Source organism: Flavobacterium sp. GNP011 (assembly GCF_056428925.1).
In genome coordinates, this window is sequence record NZ_JBWJVJ010000013.1 from 99,548 (window position 1) to 120,031 (window position 20,484).

Annotated in this window: 16 protein-coding genes; 10 read left to right on the plus strand and 6 right to left on the minus strand. The window is 33.9% G+C overall.

Annotated elements, in window-relative coordinates:
* From glgB to AC061E_RS11570, 4 genes are all read left to right on the plus strand, one after another.
* On the plus strand, positions 1-1,908 hold the full coding sequence (gene glgB / locus AC061E_RS11555; protein WP_478286371.1) for a 1,4-alpha-glucan branching protein GlgB: 1,908 nt from the start codon (positions 1-3) through the stop codon (positions 1,906-1,908).
* 159 nt (positions 1,909-2,067) lie between these two features.
* On the plus strand, positions 2,068-4,473 hold the full coding sequence (locus AC061E_RS11560) for a glycoside hydrolase family 31 protein (protein WP_478286372.1): 2,406 nt from the start codon (positions 2,068-2,070) through the stop codon (positions 4,471-4,473).
* Between the two features lie 78 nt (positions 4,474-4,551).
* A complete protein-coding gene (locus AC061E_RS11565; RefSeq protein WP_478286373.1) occupies positions 4,552-5,364 on the plus strand; it encodes a M48 family metallopeptidase in 813 nt (270 codons plus the stop codon).
* Positions 5,365-5,523: 159 nt separating this feature from the next.
* On the plus strand, positions 5,524-6,849 hold the full coding sequence (locus AC061E_RS11570) for an MFS transporter (protein WP_478286374.1): 1,326 nt from the start codon (positions 5,524-5,526) through the stop codon (positions 6,847-6,849).
* 35 nt (positions 6,850-6,884) lie between these two features.
* Here the strand turns inward: AC061E_RS11570 and AC061E_RS11575 are convergent, their stop codons facing one another.
* From AC061E_RS11575 to AC061E_RS11590, 4 genes are read right to left on the minus strand one after another with little or no spacing between them, the layout of a single operon-like run.
* The gene (locus AC061E_RS11575; protein ID WP_478286375.1) at positions 6,885-7,619 is read right to left on the minus strand and encodes a head GIN domain-containing protein; all 735 of its coding nucleotides are present in this window, start codon (positions 7,617-7,619) and stop codon (positions 6,885-6,887) included.
* A gap of 17 nt (positions 7,620-7,636) precedes the next feature.
* Positions 7,637-8,698: a hypothetical protein gene (locus AC061E_RS11580; protein WP_478286376.1), complete on the minus strand. Its 1,062-nt coding sequence runs from the start codon at positions 8,696-8,698 to the stop codon at positions 7,637-7,639.
* The gene (locus AC061E_RS11585) at positions 8,682-9,218 is read right to left on the minus strand and encodes an anti-sigma factor (protein WP_478286377.1); all 537 of its coding nucleotides are present in this window, start codon (positions 9,216-9,218) and stop codon (positions 8,682-8,684) included. The genes AC061E_RS11580 and AC061E_RS11585 overlap by 17 nt, the downstream gene beginning before the upstream one ends.
* Positions 9,215-9,769, minus strand: coding sequence for an RNA polymerase sigma factor (locus tag AC061E_RS11590; RefSeq protein ID WP_478286378.1), 555 nt, complete (start codon positions 9,767-9,769; stop codon positions 9,215-9,217). Before AC061E_RS11590 ends, AC061E_RS11585 begins: the two co-directional genes overlap by 4 nt.
* A gap of 285 nt (positions 9,770-10,054) precedes the next feature.
* Here AC061E_RS11590 and lon point away from each other — a divergent pair, with 285 nt between their 5' ends.
* Positions 10,055-12,505 (plus strand): endopeptidase La, encoded by a 2,451-nt coding sequence (gene lon / locus AC061E_RS11595; RefSeq protein WP_478286379.1) that lies wholly within the window; start codon positions 10,055-10,057, stop codon positions 12,503-12,505.
* Positions 12,506-12,594: 89 nt separating this feature from the next.
* Here lon and AC061E_RS11600 read toward each other — a convergent pair whose 3' ends face one another.
* Positions 12,595-13,398 carry an alpha/beta hydrolase gene (locus AC061E_RS11600; RefSeq protein WP_478286380.1) on the minus strand — a complete coding sequence of 268 codons (804 nt, stop codon included), beginning with the start codon at positions 13,396-13,398 and terminating at the stop codon, positions 12,595-12,597.
* 182 nt (positions 13,399-13,580) lie between these two features.
* On the opposite strand from AC061E_RS11600, the gene porQ reads away from it, so the two are divergent.
* From porQ to rpsA, 4 genes are all read left to right on the plus strand, one after another.
* Positions 13,581-14,603, plus strand: coding sequence for a type IX secretion system protein PorQ (gene porQ / locus AC061E_RS11605; protein ID WP_478286381.1), 1,023 nt, complete (start codon positions 13,581-13,583; stop codon positions 14,601-14,603).
* A gap of 33 nt (positions 14,604-14,636) precedes the next feature.
* Positions 14,637-15,332: a (d)CMP kinase gene (gene cmk, locus AC061E_RS11610; protein ID WP_478286382.1), complete on the plus strand. Its 696-nt coding sequence runs from the start codon at positions 14,637-14,639 to the stop codon at positions 15,330-15,332.
* A gap of 74 nt (positions 15,333-15,406) precedes the next feature.
* Positions 15,407-16,783: a nucleoside permease gene (locus AC061E_RS11615; RefSeq protein WP_478286383.1), complete on the plus strand. Its 1,377-nt coding sequence runs from the start codon at positions 15,407-15,409 to the stop codon at positions 16,781-16,783.
* A gap of 359 nt (positions 16,784-17,142) precedes the next feature.
* Complete coding sequence (gene rpsA / locus AC061E_RS11620; protein ID WP_478286384.1) at positions 17,143-18,921, plus strand: 30S ribosomal protein S1; 1,779 nt, start codon at positions 17,143-17,145, stop codon at positions 18,919-18,921.
* Between the two features lie 266 nt (positions 18,922-19,187).
* Here the strand turns inward: rpsA and AC061E_RS11625 are convergent, their stop codons facing one another.
* The gene (locus tag AC061E_RS11625) at positions 19,188-19,703 is read right to left on the minus strand and encodes an ExbD/TolR family protein (protein WP_478286385.1); all 516 of its coding nucleotides are present in this window, start codon (positions 19,701-19,703) and stop codon (positions 19,188-19,190) included.
* A gap of 200 nt (positions 19,704-19,903) precedes the next feature.
* Here AC061E_RS11625 and AC061E_RS11630 point away from each other — a divergent pair, with 200 nt between their 5' ends.
* On the plus strand, positions 19,904-20,458 hold the full coding sequence (locus tag AC061E_RS11630) for a fasciclin domain-containing protein (protein ID WP_478286386.1): 555 nt from the start codon (positions 19,904-19,906) through the stop codon (positions 20,456-20,458).
* Positions 20,459-20,484 lie beyond the last annotated feature (26 nt).

The window sequence follows — 20,484 nt, forward strand, 5'->3', positions numbered from 1 at the left end:
ATGAATATTGTTATCACACACTCCCTTTTTACTGATTTTGATATTGACTTGTTCAAAGCGGGCAAGCATTTTAGGCTTTATGAAAAACTAGGTGCTCACATGATGTCTGTGAATGGAGTGCAAGGAGTGTACTTTGCAGTTTGGGCACCATCGGCTCATTCAGTATCTGTTGTAGGGGATTTTAATTTTTGGCATCAACATTCGCATTTATTAAACGTACGGTGGGATTCATCAGGAATATGGGAAGGTTTTATTCCAAATATTGAAAAAGGAGCCATTTACAAATACAAAATCCAATCTAGCATTGATGGAGTTGTCACTGAAAAAGCAGATCCATTTGCTTTTTTTTGTGAGCAACCGCCAAAAACAGCCTCTGTTGTATGGGATCTTGATTACGATTGGAACGATGCAGAATGGATACAAAACAGAAAAGAATGTAATGGTTTAAACAAACCTTTTTCTGTTTACGAGATGCATTTGGGGTCTTGGAAACGTCACGTTGAGGATAATAGTTTTCTGTCGTATCAAGAATTAGCACTTGAGTTAGTTCAATATCTCAAAGAAACTGGGTTTACTCATGTAGAGTTTATGCCTATAATGGAGTATCCATACGATCCATCTTGGGGATATCAGTTAGTAGGATATTTTGCGCCAACATCTAGATTTGGAAATCCTCAAGAGCTCATGTATTTGATAGATAAATTACATCAAGAAGGAATAGGAGTGATTCTGGATTGGGTGCCTTCTCATTTTCCAGATGATGCACATGGTTTAGGATTTTTTGATGGTTCTAATCTTTTTGAACATCCAGATCGAAGAAAAGGATACCATCCAGATTGGAAAAGTTTGGTGTTTAATTACGGACGAAATGAAGTTCGTTCTTTTTTAATAAGTAATGCTTTATTCTGGTTGCAGCATTATCATGCAGATGGATTGCGCGTAGATGCAGTGGCGTCTATGTTATATTTAGATTATTCTAGAAATGAAGGAGAGTGGGAGCCAAACATTTATGGAGGGCGAGAAAATCTGGATACAATTAGTTTTCTTAAAGAGTTTAATGAAGCAGTTTATCTTAATTACGAAGGTGTTCAAACCATTGCAGAGGAGAGTACATCATTCCCAATGGTTTCAAGACGTACCTCTATAGGTGGTTTAGGTTTTGGGATGAAATGGATGATGGGTTGGATGCATGATACTTTGGATTATTTTAAAAAAGATACTATTTATAGAAAATACCATCAAAATGAGTTAACATTCTCCATGACATATGCCTTTACAGAGAATTTTATGTTACCACTATCACATGATGAAGTGGTTTATGGTAAGAAATCTATTTTAGGAAGAATGCCGGGTGATGAGTGGCAACAATTTGCAAATCTTAGACTTTTATATGCCTATATGTTCATGCATCCAGGTACCAAGCTCTTGTTTATGGGCGGTGAATTTGGTCAAAGTAGCGAATGGAATTTTGAAAAAAGCTTAGATTGGCATTTATTAGAATTTTCTTTTCACAAAGGAATTAAAAAGATCATTTCAGATTTGAATGAATTGTATAAATCGCAACCTGCATTGTATGAAAAACAATTTACTCCTGATGGTTTTGAATGGATTAATTATTCGGATCATCAAAATGCAGTTTTTTCATTTATCAGAAAAGGAAATAATCAAGAAGATGATTTAGTTGTTGTGTGTAATTTCACGCCAGTGGTTAGAGAAAACTATACCATTGGGATTCCAAGATCAGGTGCTTTACAATCTATATTTAATAGTGACGAGACTATTTATGGAGGAAGCGGTGTTCAAAACTCGAAAATAATGTTAATTCAAAGTATTCCTTACGATGGTAGAGATTATTCTGTTGCTTTGACTCTTCCTCCATTGAGTGTAATTACTTTCCAGATTGTATAAATAATTGCATGCAAATTTTAATTTTATTTTAAAATAATGTATTGTGCATAACAAGATCATCTATAACGTTTTCGTTAATAAACAGCACGTTTTAAATAGATTACGTTGGTTTTTTGTATGTTTGATTTTTGAAACCAGTCCAAATAAATACCATACCAAATGATTACAAATACAGAACTAGAATACAAAGGGGACTTATATCCTACAAAAATAGTATCGTTTGAACATGATGTTGATTCTGTTTTTTTTCACACAGACAACAGTGTTATTTTAAAAGTAACGGTATTAAGAGATAGTTTAATACGTTTTAGGTTTACCACCAAAGGCTATTTTAGTAATGATTTTTCGTATGCTATTGATAAAAGTCATTCTCACGGATATAATTTTCTTGAGGTAAGTGAGTATGATGAGTTTTACCAAATAAAAACAAGCAAAGTTAAATGTAGGATTCAAAAATCAGACATGAGACTTTCTATTTATGACTTAGAAGATACCATTATTCTCGAGGACGAACTAGGATTTCACTGGGAAGAAAGTTATGAATATGGTGGGAACATTGTAAAAATGAGTAAGTCCTCAAAAGACGGGGAATGTTTTTACGGTTTAGGTGATAAAGCCACTCAAATGAATCTTAAAGGAAAACGTATTGAAAATTTTGCAACAGATCAATATGCTTTTCAAAAAGATCAAGAGCCACTGTATAAAGTAGTTCCGTTTTACATAGGTTTGCACAACAAAAAATCATACGGAATTTTCTTTGATAACACCTTTAGAACATTTTTTGATTTTTGCCACGAACGTCGCAACGTAACTAGTTATTGGGCCGAAGGTGGCGAAATGAATTACTATTTCATTTATGGTCCACAAATGCAAGATGTAGTAACTACCTACACTGACTTGACAGGAAAACCAGAGTTACCGCCTTTGTGGGCATTAGGTTATCACCAATGCAAATGGAGTTACTATCCAGAGAGTAATTTAAAACAAGTTGCCGCTAAGTTTAGAGAGCTAAAAATTCCTTGTGATGCTTTGTATCTTGACATTGATTACATGGATGGTTTTAGATGTTTTACTTGGAACAAAAATTATTTTCCAGATCCTAAAAAAATGGTAGCTGAACTTGCCGAAGATGGTTTTAAAACAGTAGTAATTATTGATCCAGGGATAAAAATAGACAAGGAATATTCGGTTTACAAAGAAGCATTGGCAAATGATTATTTTTGTAAACGTGCCGATGGTCCTTACATGAAAGGGAAAGTCTGGCCAGGAGAATGTAATTTTCCTGATTTTACAAACCCCACTGTAAGAGAATGGTGGGCGGGTTTATTTAAAGAATTAATATCTGATATAGGTGTAAAAGGAGTTTGGAATGATATGAACGAGCCCGCCGTTATGGAAGTTCCTAATAAAACATTTCCTATGGACGTGCGTCATCATTACGATGGAAATCCATGTAGTCACAGGAAAGCACACAATATTTACGGTACTCAAATGGCTAGAGCTACCTATCATGGTGTAAAACGCTTTGCTTACCCTAAGAGACCTTTTGTCATTACACGATCAGCTTATGCTGGTGCGCAACGCTACACCTCTTCTTGGACAGGTGACAATGTAGCGACATGGGAGCATTTATGGATTGCAAATATTCAAGTACAGCGCATGTCCATTTCAGGAATGGGTTTTACGGGTTCAGATATTGGTGGTTTTGCAGAGCAGCCCTCGGGGGAATTGTATGCAAGATGGATACAATTAGGAGTGTTTCACCCCTTTTGTAGAACGCATTCTTCTGGAGATCATGGCGATCAAGAACCTTGGGCTTTTGATGACGAAGTAATTGATATTACGAGAAAGTTTGTAAATTTAAGATACCAATTGTTGCCTTACTTGTATACCATGTTTTGGCAGTATATCGAAGAAGGTGTACCAATGTTAAAACCATTAGTATATTTTGATCAAGATGACGTACAAACGCATTATCGTAATGATGAGTTTGTTTTTGGAAATCAAATATTAGTCTGTCCTATTTTAGAACCTAATGCTTTAGGTAGAAGAATGTATTTACCTCGTGGTGAATGGTATAATTACTGGACAAAGGAGCTTTGCAAAGGAGGAAAAGAACTTTGGGTAGATACCAAGTTTGATCAAATTCCGATTTTTGTAAAGGCAGGAGCCATTATTCCTAAATATCCTGTTCAACAATATGTGGGTGAGTTAGAGTTTGATGAATTGATACTAGATGTTTATTACAAAGAGGGTAAAGAATTATCTGTAGTCTATGAGGATGCTCAAGACGGTTATGATTACAAAAAAGGGCGTTACAGTTTTATGTCTTTCCAAGCTACTGGAAAAGAAAATGAATTGATTATTCAATCTCATCAAGAAGGGAAGTACGTTACTAATTATTCAAAGTATAAGATGAATTTAATAGGGTTGCCTTTTAAGGTTAAAACTTTAGAAATTGACAATGTAGCAGTCGCATTTGATAGTAATACCTTAGAAAAAGAAGGATATATTCTTGTTGAAAAAGGATTTACATCTTTTTATATTATGAGTGATTTTGTCTAATATTGAAACTATTTTTAATAATTATGTAAGTACAGAAGGTGCATTTATTGTATTTTTGATTCTTATAAAATTACAGTTATGAAAAAATATGTATTAGTTGGTATGATCACATTAGGAATTGTTTATTCATGTGCTACCAATCCCATTACCGGAAAAAAAACACTCAATTTTGTACCAAATAATCAGTTGTTTCCAACAGCCTTTCAACAATACGATACTTTTTTGAAAGAGAATAAAGTAATTTCAGGAACTGCTGATGCTAAAAAAGTAGAAGCTATCGGTTTTCGAATTAAGGCGGCAGCCGAAAAATATTTAAATTATTTAGGACAAGGACAGTATTTAGTAGATTATCGTTGGGAATATAAATTAGTTGATAATAAAGAGGTAAATGCATGGTGTATGCCAGGTGGAAAAATTGTAGTGTATTCTGGAATTTTACCAATTACTAAAGATGACGCAGGTCTAGCTACTGTTATGGGGCATGAAGTTTCGCACGCTCTTGCAGATCATGGTGCACAACGTATGAGTGCAGGACAAGCTCAAGAGGTACTTGGGCAAGTTATAGCTGTGGGTACATCAGGTAAAAGTGAAAGAACGCAGCAAATTATTGGTCAAGCCTATGGTTTAAGCTCTCAATTTGGTGTTATGTTGCCTTTTAGCCGCAGCCACGAAACTGAAGCTGATAAAATAGGATTGGTTTTAATGACCATTGCAGGATATAATCCTGAAACTTCTATTGCTTTTTGGCAGCGCATGTCGGCTCAATCTAATGGTCAAGCACCACCAGAGTTTATGAGTACACACCCGTCAGATGCTACCCGAATTGCTAATCTGCAAGCATACATTCCCGAAGCAAAAGCTATTGCAGCTAAAGTAGGAGTGATTAAATAGAGCTAAACTTATTCACAATCTAAGCTATCCATTTTGGGTAGCTTTTTTGTTTACATATGATGATTGCATGATTAATGATTTCTTAATGTGTAAAAAAAATAGGATTTGCATTGTTCTTAAAAAAAAATAAATACATTCGTATTCAAAAAAATAAAACAAATGGCTGAATTAGAAAAAGGAAGTAAAAAATTATTAAATGCGTGGGCTTTTTATGATTGGGCAAATTCGGTATACACCTTAACAATTGCATCAGCTGTTTTTCCTATCTTTTATGATGCATTGTTTGCCGACCGTAGTCATTATATTGATGTTTTTGGGATGCACCTTAAAAATTCAGCGTTAATAAGTTTTATTACTGCTTTTGCTTTTTTGCTAGTTTCATTCTTATCTCCATTATTATCTGGAATTGCTGATTATGTTGGAAATAAAAAGGCGTTTATGAAATTCTTTTGTTATTTGGGGGCCTTATCCTGTATGGGTTTGTATTGGTTTGACCTTGATAATATATATGTTGGTTTATTATTTTATTTATTAGGATTAATTGGATATTGGGGGAGTTTGGTTTTTTATAACTCTTATTTACCAGATATTGCTCATGAAGAACAGCAAGATCAAATAAGTGCTAAGGGATACTCAATGGGATATTGCGGGAGTGTTATTTTATTAGTTATTAATTTATTAATGATTATGAAACCTAAGCTTTTTGGAATTTCTGGAACAGATGGAGAAGCTGCAATGAAGGCAATGCGCTACTCTTTTGTTATGGTAGGTGTTTGGTGGATTCTTTTTAGCCAATATTCATATTATTATTTACCCAACGGCAACAAAAATAGCGGTCACAAAGTTACCCGTCAAGTAGTGTTTAATGGTTTTAATGAACTTAAAAAAGTATGGCTTTTATTGCAAGAAAATAAAGCTTTAAAAGCATATTTAAGAAGTTTTTTTGTGTCGAGTATGGCTGTACAAACCGTGATGCTGGTAGCTACTTATTTTGGTGCACAAGAAATTCAATGGCCTACTAAAGAAGAAGGAACAGTAGGTTTGATAATTTGTATTTTGCTCATTCAATTAGTCGCAGTTTTAGGAGCTTTCTTAACTTCAAGAGCTTCCAGTAAATTTGGTAATATTCCAACGTTAATTTTTATCAATTGCTTTTGGGTTTTACTTTGTGTGGCAGCATACTTCATTACTCAACCTTTAGAATTTTATATTATGGCGAGCTGTGTAGGACTTGTTATGGGTGGTATTCAGTCCTTATCCAGGTCTACTTATTCAAAGTTACTACCTCAAACAAAGGATACAGCATCGTTTTTTAGTTTTTATGACGTAGCCGAAAAAATAGGTATTGTTATAGGAATGGTGGTGTATGGAATTGTAGATCAAAAGACTGGAAGTCCTAGACTTGCTATTGCTATATTGGCGCTTTTCTTTATAATTGCTGTAATTCTTTTGAGCAAAGTTCCAAAAAAAGGTGTTTTACAATAGTAAAACACCTTTTTAATATCTTTTGAAATAGGTTTTTAGGATTTCGATATACTCCCTGATCCACTTACTTTGGTGTCTTTTTTCTTTGGATCGCCTTTGTATTCGATATCACCTGAACCAGAAACTCTAGCGTGTAAGTTATCAGAACAATAAACAGTAGTATCTCCTGAACCTGATACGGCAGCATGAACGTTTTTAGCCTTCAGTTTTGAAGTATCGATATCTCCAGAACCGTTTAGAGCTGTATTTAATTCGTCCGTAGTTCCTGAAATAGTGACATCTCCGGATCCTGTTACATCAATTGCAACTGAATTTGATGCAACTTCTAAATTAATATCCCCAGAACCAGTTAACTGTACTGATAACGAATTACTGTTGATTGTTTTTTTTGTATTAACATCACCTGATCCAGTCAAACTTATTTTGTTGATTTCCTCAAAGGGAACCGAAATTAAAATTTGCTTGCCTTTACTCGTACTCAAGTACTTATTTTTTTCGGAACTAATTTTAAGTATATTGTTTACAACTTCAATTTTTAAGAAGGGAATTAAATTTTCCTCTCCTTTAACAGTAATGTCTCCTTCTTTTCCTGAAACCAGTTCTACATCAAAGAAACCAGATACAGCAACAGCATCATAATCTGTTGTGGTTCTTTTTTCAGAAACTATGTTTCCATTTCCTTGAATTTTATTTTTGCTAGACCACTGAGCAAAGGTTAAATTAGTTGATAATAAAGCGCAACCTGCAAGTAATAAAAGTGATTTTTTCATAATTAATTTAGTTTAGTTTATTGGTTTTGTGTGAGCACTACGTTCCCATAATTAGATGTTATAGTTATGCTATTGATTCCTTTTCTTTTATGAAAGCCTGTGTATTTTTTTGTTTGTGAGTTTTCTTCTTTACTGTCCATTTCAAGAGCGCTATCGTATTTTAGATTAGCATATTTTAAAATGGCATTCAGGTCAAAATAATAATTGGGTTGAAAACCAATAGTTATTCCTGTATAAGCTGCTGATATAATTTGAGACTTAGCTTTAGCATGAACAGATTGAATAGCAAGTGAACTGTATTTTGTTTGGAGTGATAAGCTTCCTGTAATTTCTCCGATTTGAATAGTAAGATAGTCTCCACTAGCTTCTAAGTTTCTTATTTTTGAAATTTTAATTTTACCATAATCACTACTGTAAGCAACAGAATCTCCATTTAAGATTTCTATGTCTGTATAATCAGTTGTTAATTGAAGTTTGGAGGTCTCCTCAATCTTAATACTTGAATATCGGGCGTTTATTTGTCCGTTTTTGATAAGCTCTATGCTGGAATTGTTACAATATTCTATATTGATGTCGCTAATTCCTTGTAGTTTTCCAGTGGTAATCTTTCCATATTTACATTTTATTTCAGCATTTGATACAATATCAGTAGTGGTAATGTTACCATATTTGTTATTCAATTTAATACTTCCATTTCTTGGTATTTTGAGAATGTAATTTATTTCAAAACTATTTTTTTTCCCAGAACTTTTAATATTCGAATTTTCAAATATTGTTTTTGCGGTTACTAATCCTTTTAGAGCTTGTATATCAATTGTTATAGCGTCTATTTTTTGATTGACCCAATTTTCGTTGTCACCGCTAACTCTTATTTGAACATCTATTTCTATTTTATCTTCGTCCCATGTAGTTACCATAAGAGATCCGTATGAATTATCTACCGCTAGAATAGCGTTTGAATTAACATAATATGCTTTTTTGATGTTTTTTTGTTTAGAATGAATAAAATCATTTGTAGCTGCCTGCACTAAAAATGGTACTAAAAGCAATAATAGTATATAGTTATATTGTTTTTTCATCTGGCAATACGTTTTTGTGTTTGTTATTTTCAAGTTGTTCGAGTACCTTTTGCAAAAAGGAAATACGTGTTTGTAAGTTACTAATCATGGCATAGATAATCTGTTTACTTTCGCCATTGACCTCTAATTCCTGAATTATTTTTTCATAGTCAGCATCTAGTTGTTTCATTTGTTTTAGAGCATCAGCTATAATTTTCTTGTTTTCGGGTGACTTCTTTTCTTCAATTTTTTCTAATTCTCTTTCAATTAAAACTGTAAAAATAGAATCGGTTTGAATGGTTTCTTTTGATGCGTATTGCAATTCCGAAGGTTTTTTATAGGTTGGATCACCCATAGTTGTAAATAAGAATATTGCTATTGACGCCGCAATGCCAATACTTACTATGAATCTCCAATTAAATTTCTTTTGATTTAATTTTTCTTTAAAACGCACTTCATGATCTGCATCTAAATTCTCAATGTCCCATTGAAATTGGTGTTTACTAAAGAGTTCGTCTATTGGGTCTTCTTTCCTTTTCATATTTCTTCTAATTTTTTTCTCAAACTGTCTTTGGCTCGGCTCAAGGTTGTTCTGCAATTTGCGTAGCTAATATTAAGTATCTCACTGATTTCCTCTTGATCATATCCTTCAATATAAAATAATGTCAAAACCATCTGATAGTTGTATTTTAAATTTGCTATGGTTTCTAAAATTTGTTTGACTTTCAAATTAGTGAAGTCACTATTCATTGATAAATCCGAATCTATATCTTCAATTTTATGTAAAGTCACCTCAAAATCTTCCGGCTTAAACTGATTATTTTTTTTATAAAAATCAATGCTTTGGTTGACCACAATTCTTTTTAACCAAGCGCCAAATGAAACTTCTTGCTTGTAATGTTCAAGTTTTGCGAATGCCTTTAAAAAACTTTCTTGCATTACATCCTCAGCATAATGGCTGTCTTTTACGATTCTTATAGCTACATTATACATAGCAGAAGCATAACGATTGTATACTTCGTATTGTGCTTTTTGATTGTTTTGCTTGCACAATACAATCAGCTCCTCGATATTACATTGGTTAATGTTCAAATAGTGGTTTCGTTTTAATAAAGACTTGGTAATGGTATAAATGTTACACTTTGTATAAAAATAAGTTTTAAAGATATTGATTTACTGGAAACCATTTGTTTTTATGAATCTTATTTATAAGATAATTAGCATTTGATTCATTTCTTTTGGCATAAAGATTGAGACTTTTACTTGATGGTCATTTAATAAAGATTAATCCTTGTTTTTTTCAATAAAGACGATTCTGAAATCCTATATTTGTGATCCAAAAACTTTTTTTAATGACAAAAAGACTTAAATAAATATATGTCAAATCATAAAATACTTACCATTGACAATTTGTCACTTCAAGAATTTGATTCAGAAGCAGATTTAATTCCATTATTGACTCCAGAGGACGAAGAAGAAATGAATAATGAAGCTTTGCCTGAATTGCTTGCCATTTTACCTTTGCGAAACATGGTTTTATTTCCTGGAGTTGTAATTCCTATTACAGCCGGTAGAGATAAATCTATAAAATTGATTAATGATGCCAATGCTGCGGGTAAAACCATAGGAGTAGTGGCTCAAATTAACGAGGAAGATGAAGATCCAACCAAGGATGATATTCATAAAATAGGTACTGTTGCTCGTATTTTACGCGTTTTAAAAATGCCAGACGGAAATATAACGGTAATTCTTCAAGGTAAAAAACGTTTCGAAATTGACTCTGTTGTCTCTGAGGATCCCTATCTTACTGCAAAAATAAAGGAAGTTCCAGAAAAACGTCCAAAGAAAAATGATACCGAATTCTTAGCCATTCTTGATTCTATAAAAGAACTAGCGATTCAAATTATCAAAGAAAGTCCTAACATTCCTAGCGAAGCAACTTTTGCAATAAAGAACATCGAGAGTCAATCTTTTTTAATCAATTTCGTGACTTCAAACATGAATTTATTGGTTAAAGAAAAGCAAGATTTATTGGTTATCAATGAACTGAAAGGAAGAGCATTAGAGACTTTGCGTTATATGAATATCGAATTGCAAAAACTTGAATTAAAAAATGATATTCAGTCAAAAGTTCGTTTTGATTTAGATCAGCAACAACGAGAATATTTCTTGCACCAGCAAATGAAAACCATTCAAGAAGAATTGGGTGGCGTTTCGCAAGAGGAGGAAATGGACGAGATGCTGCAAAAATCCTTAACCAAAAAGTGGGATGAGAAGACTAAAAAGCATTTTGAAAAAGAACTTTCTAAAATGCGCCGAATGAATCCTCAGGCACCTGATTTTGGTATTCAAAGAAATTACTTAGAGTTGTTTCTTGATTTGCCTTGGAACGAATACTCCAAAGATATTTTTGATTTAAAACGCGCTCAAAAAATCTTAGATAGAGACCATTTTGGTTTAGAAGAAGTTAAAAAACGAATGATTGAGCATTTAGCTGTTTTGAAATTGCGTAACGATATGAAATCGCCAATCATTTGCTTGACAGGACCTCCAGGTGTTGGTAAAACCTCTATTGGGCGTTCTATAGCTGAAGCGTTGGGTAGGGAATATGTACGTATTTCATTGGGTGGTTTGCGTGATGAATCTGAAATTCGTGGTCACAGAAAAACGTATATTGGTGCTATGCCAGGCCGAATAATTCAAAGTTTGAAAAAAGCGGGAACATCAAATCCGGTTTTTGTTTTGGATGAAATTGATAAATTGTCAAATAGCCATCAAGGTGATCCATCATCAGCATTGCTTGAAGTTTTAGATCCGGAGCAAAACAATTCTTTTTATGATAATTTCCTAGAAATGGGATATGATCTTTCAAAAGTAATGTTTATTGCAACGTCAAATAATATGGCTGCCATTCAGCCCGCTTTGCGAGACAGAATGGAAATCATCAAAATGTCAGGCTATACCATTGAAGAAAAAGTAGAAATTGCGCGTCAGCATTTGTTTCCTAGACAATTAAAAGAACATGGTTTAACTACTAAAGATTTGACTTTTGGTAAAAAACAATTGGAAAAAATTGTGGAAGGCTATACCAGAGAATCAGGCGTACGTGGACTTGAGGGTAAAATTGCACAAGTGATTAGAAACGCAGCCAAGTCAGTTGCAATGGAGGAAGAATATAATAAAAAAGTAACCGATGAAGATCTTGTAAAAACACTTGGTGTTGCGCGTTTAGAGCGTGATAAATACGAAAATAATGATGTAGCGGGTGTAGTTACTGGATTAGCGTGGACTTCAGTTGGTGGTGATATTTTGTTTATCGAATCGTTGCTTTCTCCAGGGAAAGGCACCATGAGTATTACGGGTAATCTAGGTACTGTAATGAAAGAATCGGCTACAATTGCTTTGGAATACATCAAGGCTAATACCAAACTTTTAGGATTAGAATCGGACATGCTTTCTAAATACAACATTCATTTGCACGTTCCTGAAGGAGCTACGCCAAAGGATGGACCAAGTGCAGGTATTGCTATGTTGACTTCGTTAGTATCGTTGTTTACCCAAAAACGTGTTAAGAAAAACCTTGCCATGACTGGCGAAATTACTTTGCGTGGTAAAGTATTACCTGTAGGCGGAATCAAAGAAAAAATTCTTGCGGCTAAAAGAGCAAATATTAAAGAAATTATCTTGTGTCACGAAAATAAAAATGATATTGACGAGATTAAACCAGAATATTTAGAAGGACTAACTTTTCATTATGTAAAGGAAATGAGCGAAGTATTGCAATTTGCTTTAACAGATCAGAAAGTTAAAAACGCAAAAACTTTGTAAGTAAGTCGTTTTTGAAATCGATAAAAATCCAAATTCCTAAACTGTTTTTTCAGTTCAAGAATTTGGATTTTTTTATAAATGGGATATCGTTATTGAAATAGTGCGTTTACTTTTTGTATGAAAATAGTTGGGTATAATTGTGGTGCTTTCAGGTGATCGCCCTCATATATCCAAAGTTCTTTTGTAGATTTGGTGTTGTTGTACACTGTTTCACATTGGCCAAACGGCACGTCTTTGTCGGTTTTAGAATGTATAAATAAAACGGGTACTGATTGTATGCTTTTGATATCTTCTGCTGCGGAATAAGGTGAAGTAACATACATACGAATCATTTGATGTTGCGCTTCGGCAGTTTTACTAACTGCTATTTCTGTAAAGGAACTAATAACGCCGTCTACAATTAATCCGCTTATTTTATCTTGATTGTTTTTGGTTAAATTAACCGCAACTTGTGTTCCCATTGATGCCCCGTAAATGATGATTTTTTTGTTTTTAAAGTCGGGATTTTTTTGAATTTCATTAAAAACAGTTTGAGCGTCAGCTGCAATGTTGAGGTGTGTAGGTTTGCCGCTTGATTTTCCGTAGCCTCTCATGTCAAGCATAATTACTTCGTAGCCATTTTTAACCAAAGGTTTTACCAAAGGTACGTAACTCATACAATTACCACCGGCACCATGAAAATAAAGTATAGTTGCCTTGGGTTGTTTTTGTTTTGGTGATAATACCACACTATTGATAGTATCTTTTTCAATATAATAATTGTGCTCTTTGAATTGTAAAGAATCTATTGTGATGGTTTTTGCTTTTTTTGGATAATAAAATTTATCGTCCATCTGAGCTTGAACGTTGCATAAACATAATAATAGAAGCGTAGTAAAAAGTAAATTTTTCATAGTTTTTAGTTTTAGTTTTGAATTCTTTGTCAAAACTAGGTGTAAACCAAACGTTTCAAAAAGGTTTTATACTGAACTGTTGATTTTAAGGACTGAATTGTCCCTTTTTAAACTTTTCTTTTTCTAAAAAATAATATCTTCGCACTGGCGTTATCATTGTATACTTTTGGCGCTTTTGCAACATGTTTAAAAAAATAGTGATATTCAGTTTGTTACTCTACGGTACCGCATCAATCGGTCAGATAGGCGGTAAAACAATATATCAATTTTTAAATCTCGTTGCCTCTCCAAGACAAGCGGCTTTAGGAGGAAAAGTGTTGACTATATATGATGATGATGTGAATCAAGCTCATTTTAATCCAGCTACAATCAATGCAGAGATGGACAATCATTTAGCACTGAATTATGGAAATTACTATGGTGCGCTTACCTACGGAACCGCTTCTTATGCGTACACCTATGACAGACACCTGCAAACGTTTCAAGCAGGTGTAAATTACATCAATTATGGTAGTTTTGAGGGCTATGACGAAAATGGTCAAGCCACAACTGCCTTTTCAGGAAGCGAAGTAACCTTATCTATGGGGTATGCGTACAATGTTCCTTATACCGATTTGCATATTGGTGCTAGTGCCAAGTTGATTTCGTCGAGTCTAGAAACCTATCATTCTTTTGGAGGAGCATTAGACATTGGTGCTTTGTATATTGATGAACGGAACGATGTCAATTGGGCGTTGGCCATACGAAATCTAGGTACTCAATTTTCAACTTACAATGGTGTTCGAGAAAAGTTACCTCTGGAGGTTTTAGTAGGAGTTTCGCAAGAGTTAGAAAATGTTCCCATTCGATGGCATTTAACTTTAGAGAATTTACAACAATGGAATATTGCTTTTGCTAATCCAGCACGATCAGAACAATCTTTTAATGGAACAGCAACTCCTGAAAAAGTATCTTTTGTAAATAATGCTTTGAGGCATGTAATTGCAGGAGTAGAGTTGTTCCCAAAAAGAGGATTCAACTTGCGTTTGGGATACAATTTTAGACGAGCCGAGGAATTACGCATTCTGGAACAACGCAATTTTTCGGGACTTTCTTTTGGTTTTGGACTCAAATTAAACAAACTTAAGTTCAATTATTCCTATTCCAGATACACGCTTGCTGGAAACACGAGTCTCTTTGGGCTCACCATAAATTTTCAAGAATAGTTTATTCATTTCAAATACTTTAAATTTTATATTTTGACAAAAAAAATTACCATTGCGATAGATGGATTTTCATCAACGGGGAAAAGTACGCTAGCAAAACAATTAGCAAAACATTTAGGATATATTTATGTAGACACAGGAGCAATGTATCGTGCCGTAACTTTTTTTGCAATGAAACAAGGATACATCAATGCAGATGCTTTTGATAGTACCACTTTAATTGCAAGTTTGCCTGCAATTAAACTGCATTTTGAATTTAATGCGGAGTTAGGATTTGCAGAGGTTTTTTTGAACGATGTCAATGTTGAAACCGAAATTCGAACTATTGAAGTATCGCGTTTTGTGAGCAAAGTTGCTGAGGTTTCTCAAGTTCGAGCTAAGTTAGTGGAACAACAAAAAGAAATGGGCAAGAACAAGGCTATTGTTATGGATGGACGAGACATTGGTACTGTGGTATTTCCTGACGCTGAGCTTAAAATATTCATGACAGCGAGTGCTAGCACCAGAGCGCAAAGACGATATGATGAGTTAGTTGCTAAAGGTGATGCGGTAACCTATGAGGAAGTCCTAAAAAATGTAGAAGAAAGAGATTACATAGATACCCATCGCGAAGATTCGCCTTTAGTGATGGCAGAAGATGCAATTGAAATTGACAATTCACATTTGAGTCGTGAGGAACAATTTACTCAAGTTTTAGAAATGGTCAACGATATCACTAAAACGATATAATTATTTGCAGATTACATTTTTAATGGTAGATTTACGCCTTGTAAATTTTTTAAAGTAAAAAAACAATTCATCTCATGGGAATTAAAAATAGATTGATCATAATGAGTTTTCTCCAGTTTTTTGTGTGGGGAGCTTGGTTGATTACAATTGCAAATTATTGGTTTGGTACAAAAAGTTGGGAAGGAACCCAGTTTGGATTGGTTTTTAGTACCATGGGGATAGCGTCATTGTTTATGCCAACCCTAACTGGTATATTGGCAGACCGATGGATCAATGCTGAAAAGTTGTACGGAGTGCTACATATATTGTATGCAGGAGTATTGTTTTATATTCCTCAAGTTACGACACCTGAAAATTTTATTTACATCATGCTTTTGGCTATGTGTTTTTATATGCCAACTATTGCATTGAGTAATTCAATTTCCTATAATGCGCTTAAATTAAACAATAAAGATGTCATCAAGAATTTTCCACCTATTAGGGTGTGGGGAACAGTTGGCTTTATTGCAGCTATGTGGATAACTAATTTAACAGGTAATAAAGCAACTGAATATCAATTTTATATTGCGGGATTGGCAGCTGTAGCACTTGGCTTGTATGCCTTTACATTGCCACCTTGTAAACCACAACGATTGTCAAAAGAAAATGCTTCTTTGATGGAGACTTTAGGATTGGAGTCTTTTAAATTGTTTGCTGATTATAAAATGGCGTTGTTCTTTGTTTTCTCCATGTTTTTAGGAGGAGCACTGCAATTAACAAATGCTTATGGAGATGTTTTCTTGGATGAGTTCAAGCATTTTCCTAAATACGCCGATTCATTTGTAGTAGAATATTCTACAATTATCATGTCGATTTCCCAAATTTCAGAGACCTTGTTTATTTTGGCAATTCCGTTTTTCTTGAAACGTTTTGGAATTAAGCAAGTCATGTTAATAAGTATGTTAGCGTGGGTATTACGATTTGGGTTGTTTGCTTACGGAAACCCTACAAGCGGTTTATGGATGATTATTATGTCATGTATAGTGTACGGAATGGCGTTTGACTTCTTTAATATCTCGGGATCCTTATTTGTTGAAACGAATACAGATGCTAAAAACAGATCTTCAGCGCAAGGATTGTTTATGATGATGACCAATGGTTTTGGAGCTGTTTTGGGTAGTTTCACCTCAGGTTGGGCAATTGATAAATATTTTACCAAGTCATTTACTGGTACTGCAGATTTAGCAGGATTCTTGCAAACGGAGCCAACTAATGCTAAAATGACTGAGTTTGTGACGAGTCAAGGTAAAACAATAGGAGCAGATGGACTTTTCGATTCGGTTATATTAATGAAAGATTGGCATACCATTTGGCTTGCTTTTGCCATTTATGCGTTGATAATAGCAATTGCATTTGCTGTTTTATTCAAGCACAAGCACAATCCTTTGGATGTAGAAAACGTAAGTCATTAAATAGTATATCAATACAATAAACCCGAGATCAAAGAATTGTTCTCGGGTTTTTTTTACATCAAAAAATCCCTGTTTTGACACCCTAGCCCCGATAGAGCTGATATCCTCGAAGTGAAACGTAGAGATAAAGGCGATAGCGGGAACGATACCAACCGGTACAGCTCAGTATTTCGCTCCTGATTTTCAAACAATTATCTCGTGTTTAAAATTTTGGTATTAAAGATTAATGTATTACTTTTGCAGTCCTTAAGGTGAATAAGAGTTTCCTTTAGGGTTATATAAAATATACAAACAACTTCTGCTGTTTTCTATCACATTATGAAACTCGAGAAAATACAGAATACAAATTTTTAATCAGCATGTCTGAACAAGTAAAATCACAAGAAGAGTTTTTAGCAAATTTTAACTGGCACAATTTCGAAGAAGGTATTGATGCTGTTGATGAAAAAAACTTATTAGAGTTTGAGGAATTAGTTTCTAAAACTTTTATTGCAACTGATCAAGAGGAAGTTGTAGAAGGTACAGTTGTAAGAATTACAGATAGAGACGTTATCGTTGATATCAACGCTAAATCTGAAGGTGTAATTTCATTGAATGAATTCCGTTACAACCCAGCATTAAAAGTAGGTGATTCTGTTGAGGTATTAATTGACATCCGTGAGGATAAAACAGGTCAGTTAGTATTATCTCACCGTAAAGCACGTACTATCAAATCTTGGGATAGAGTTATTTCGGCTAACGAAACAGGTGAAATCGTTAATGGTTTTGTTAAATGCAGAACTAAAGGTGGTATGATCGTTGACGTTTTCGGAATTGAAGCGTTCTTACCAGGATCTCAAATTGATGTTAAGCCAATTAGAGATTACGATGTATACGTAAACAAAATGATGGAGTTCAAAGTTGTGAAGATTAACCACGAATTTAAAAACGTAGTTGTATCTCACAAAGCGCTTATTGAAGCGGATATTGAAATCCAGAAAAAAGAAATCATTGGTCAATTACAAAAAGGACAAGTATTAGAAGGTGTTGTTAAAAACATTACTTCTTATGGTGTGTTTATTGACTTAGGTGGAGTTGATGGATTGATTCACATTACTGACCTTTCTTGGTCTAGAATCAATCACCCATCTGAAGTTCTTGAATTAGATCAAAAATTGAACGTTGTAATCCTTGATTTCGATGATGAGAAAACAAGAATTCAATTAGGATTGAAACAATTAAACGCTCACCCATGGGATGCTTTAAATTCTGATTTAAAAATTGGTGATAAAGTAAACGGTAAAGTAGTTGTAATCGCTGATTACGGTGCATTTATCGAAGTTGCTGAAGGTGTTGAAGGTTTAATCCACGTTTCTGAAATGTCTTGGTCTACGCACTTGCGTTCTGCTCAAGATTTCGTAAAAGTTGGTGATGTTGTTGAAGCTGTTATCTTAACTTTAGATAGAGATGACCGTAAAATGTCATTAGGTATCAAACAATTGTCTCAAGATCCTTGGACTGATATCACTGCTAAATACCCAGTAGGTTCTAAGCACACAGGTATCGTTAGAAACTTTACAAACTTTGGAATTTTCGTAGAATTAGAAGAAGGAATTGATGGATTAATCTACATCTCTGACTTATCTTGGACTAAGAAAATCAAACACCCATCTGAATTCGTAAACGTTGGTGAAAAACTTGACGTTGTAGTATTGGAGTTGGATGTTGATGGACGTAAATTATCTTTAGGTCACAAACAAACTACTGCTAATCCTTGGGATCAGTATGAAGATTCTTTCGCTGTAGGAACTATCCACAATGGTGAAATTTCTGAAATTGTTGACAAAGGAGCTACTGTAGAATTCGGAGATGATATCGTTGCTTTCATTCCAACTCGTCACCTTGAAAAAGAAGACGGAAAGAAATTGAAAAAAGGCGATACTGCTGATTTCAAAGTAATCGAATTCAACAAAGAATTCAAAAGAGTAGTTGCATCTCACACTGCTATCTTCCGTGAAGAAGAAGAGAAAAATGTGAAATCAGCTTCAGAAAACACATCATCTAACTCTTCTACAAATGCACCAGCTGCAACTTTAGGAGATAACAATGATATGTTAGCTGCATTGAAAGCTAAAATGGAAAAATCAGAGAAAAAATAATTCTCAGATTTTTTAAAAATAGAAAGCCTCACAATAATGTGAGGCTTTTTTTTTGCGGTTGTATTTTCCAGGAGCTTTTTACTTCGTCAGTTCGCTATCGCTCGTGTCCTGCTATTCGCTGCAATCTTTTTTATAGGATACAGCCCTTAAATGGCTGTATCCTATAAAAAAGGATTTACGCTGCTATCAGGGCTAGGGAGTTTATTTGCAGCTGTCAATTACGTTTTAACATTGGTATTTATTGCAACGACTCAAAAAGTATGGTTCTAATTAGCTGCCAATAATTGAGATTCTTCTGGTGTGAAATCGTTAATGATACTGTAGTTATTAATTTTGGCTATAGCCATTTCATCTAGAATGTCAACTAAGTTTTTATAGTTGCATTTTTTACTCGGTTTTATAATCACAATTGGTCCTCTTGAAGGATCACCGTAATATTCTTGAATAGATCTTTTTTTATTGTTCAGTTCTTGTCGAATTCCATTTGAATCGTATGATAAAGTTTTTGGTTTTTCAGTAGGGTAAGATAGAAGGCCTTGATAGCTTACTAACTTGTTGTTGTTGTCTAGTAAAATAGTAATGACTCTGTCTTCTTTTAAGCAGACAATTCCACCACAAGTAGAATCATTATTTGGTAAACCTAAACCAAAACTATTCGGCTTTGCCAAATTAATAGTGACCATAAAAAATACTATCAAAAGGAAAGACACGCTCACCATGGCGGTTAAATCTACTCTTGCTTCTAATTTTTTGCTTCTAATTTTTTTAGGTAGGTTTTTCATAGCTTAAAGTTTATATTCTAATGTAGTAAAAATAGTTTACGGTTGTTAAAAAAGTGCTAATTTATTTATATGTTTATTTATCAATATGTTGATATATAGATATTTATGATTTTAATTTACTTTTCTTTGCTTTTTAATTAAAACCATATTCATAAAAGGTGCGTAAATGACTTTATATAACTTTAAAAAAAACAAATTTTATGAAAACTAAAAAAATTTTATCAGTTGCATTTATGGCATTAGTATTTGGGATATCTTCCTACGCACAAAAAACAGTAATGGTGGGCGGAGCTGCCATGTATCCATCTAAAAATATTGTTGAAAATGCAGTAAACTCAAAAGATCACACCACACTAGTAGCAGCAGTTACAGCCGCAGGATTAGCAGAAACATTACAAAGTAAAGGACCATTCACCGTTTTTGCCCCAACAAATGCAGCTTTTGATAAGTTGCCAGCAGGTACAGTTGAAACTTTATTGAAAGCTGAAAATTTAAAAACATTACAAACAATTTTAACGTATCATGTTGTTGCTGGAAAAATGAATGCTTCTGATATTGCAAAAGCAATAAAAGCAGGAAATGGAAAAGCTACACTAAAAACCGTAAGTGGCGGAACACTAACAGCTTGGATGAAAGGTAAAGATCTTTACATTACAGATGAAAATGGAGGTCAATCAAAAGTAACAATTGCAGATGTTAACCAATCAAATGGCGTGATTCATGTTGTAGATACTGTTGTATTACCAAAAAAATAATTTTAGATTGAGGTTAATTTTTGGTT

What these genes read in the sequence shown, in the direction of transcription:
- glgB (WP_478286371.1), top strand. Translation starts at nt 1, where the DNA reads ATGAATATTGTTATCACACACTCCCTTTTTACTGATTTTGATATTGAC.
- AC061E_RS11560 (WP_478286372.1), top strand. Translation starts at nt 2,068, where the DNA reads ATGATTACAAATACAGAACTAGAATACAAAGGGGACTTATATCCTACA.
- AC061E_RS11565 (WP_478286373.1), top strand. Translation starts at nt 4,552, where the DNA reads ATGAAAAAATATGTATTAGTTGGTATGATCACATTAGGAATTGTTTAT.
- AC061E_RS11570 (WP_478286374.1), top strand. Translation starts at nt 5,524, where the DNA reads ATGGCTGAATTAGAAAAAGGAAGTAAAAAATTATTAAATGCGTGGGCT.
- AC061E_RS11575 (WP_478286375.1), bottom strand. Translation starts at nt 7,619, where the DNA reads ATGAAAAAATCACTTTTATTACTTGCAGGTTGCGCTTTATTATCAACT.
- AC061E_RS11580 (WP_478286376.1), bottom strand. Translation starts at nt 8,698, where the DNA reads ATGAAAAAACAATATAACTATATACTATTATTGCTTTTAGTACCATTT.
- AC061E_RS11585 (WP_478286377.1), bottom strand. Translation starts at nt 9,218, where the DNA reads ATGAAAAGGAAAGAAGACCCAATAGACGAACTCTTTAGTAAACACCAA.
- lon (WP_478286379.1), top strand. Translation starts at nt 10,055, where the DNA reads ATGTCAAATCATAAAATACTTACCATTGACAATTTGTCACTTCAAGAA.
- AC061E_RS11600 (WP_478286380.1), bottom strand. Translation starts at nt 13,398, where the DNA reads ATGAAAAATTTACTTTTTACTACGCTTCTATTATTATGTTTATGCAAC.
- porQ (WP_478286381.1), top strand. Translation starts at nt 13,581, where the DNA reads ATGTTTAAAAAAATAGTGATATTCAGTTTGTTACTCTACGGTACCGCA.
- AC061E_RS11615 (WP_478286383.1), top strand. Translation starts at nt 15,407, where the DNA reads ATGGGAATTAAAAATAGATTGATCATAATGAGTTTTCTCCAGTTTTTT.
- rpsA (WP_478286384.1), top strand. Translation starts at nt 17,143, where the DNA reads ATGTCTGAACAAGTAAAATCACAAGAAGAGTTTTTAGCAAATTTTAAC.
- AC061E_RS11625 (WP_478286385.1), bottom strand. Translation starts at nt 19,703, where the DNA reads ATGAAAAACCTACCTAAAAAAATTAGAAGCAAAAAATTAGAAGCAAGA.
- AC061E_RS11630 (WP_478286386.1), top strand. Translation starts at nt 19,904, where the DNA reads ATGAAAACTAAAAAAATTTTATCAGTTGCATTTATGGCATTAGTATTT.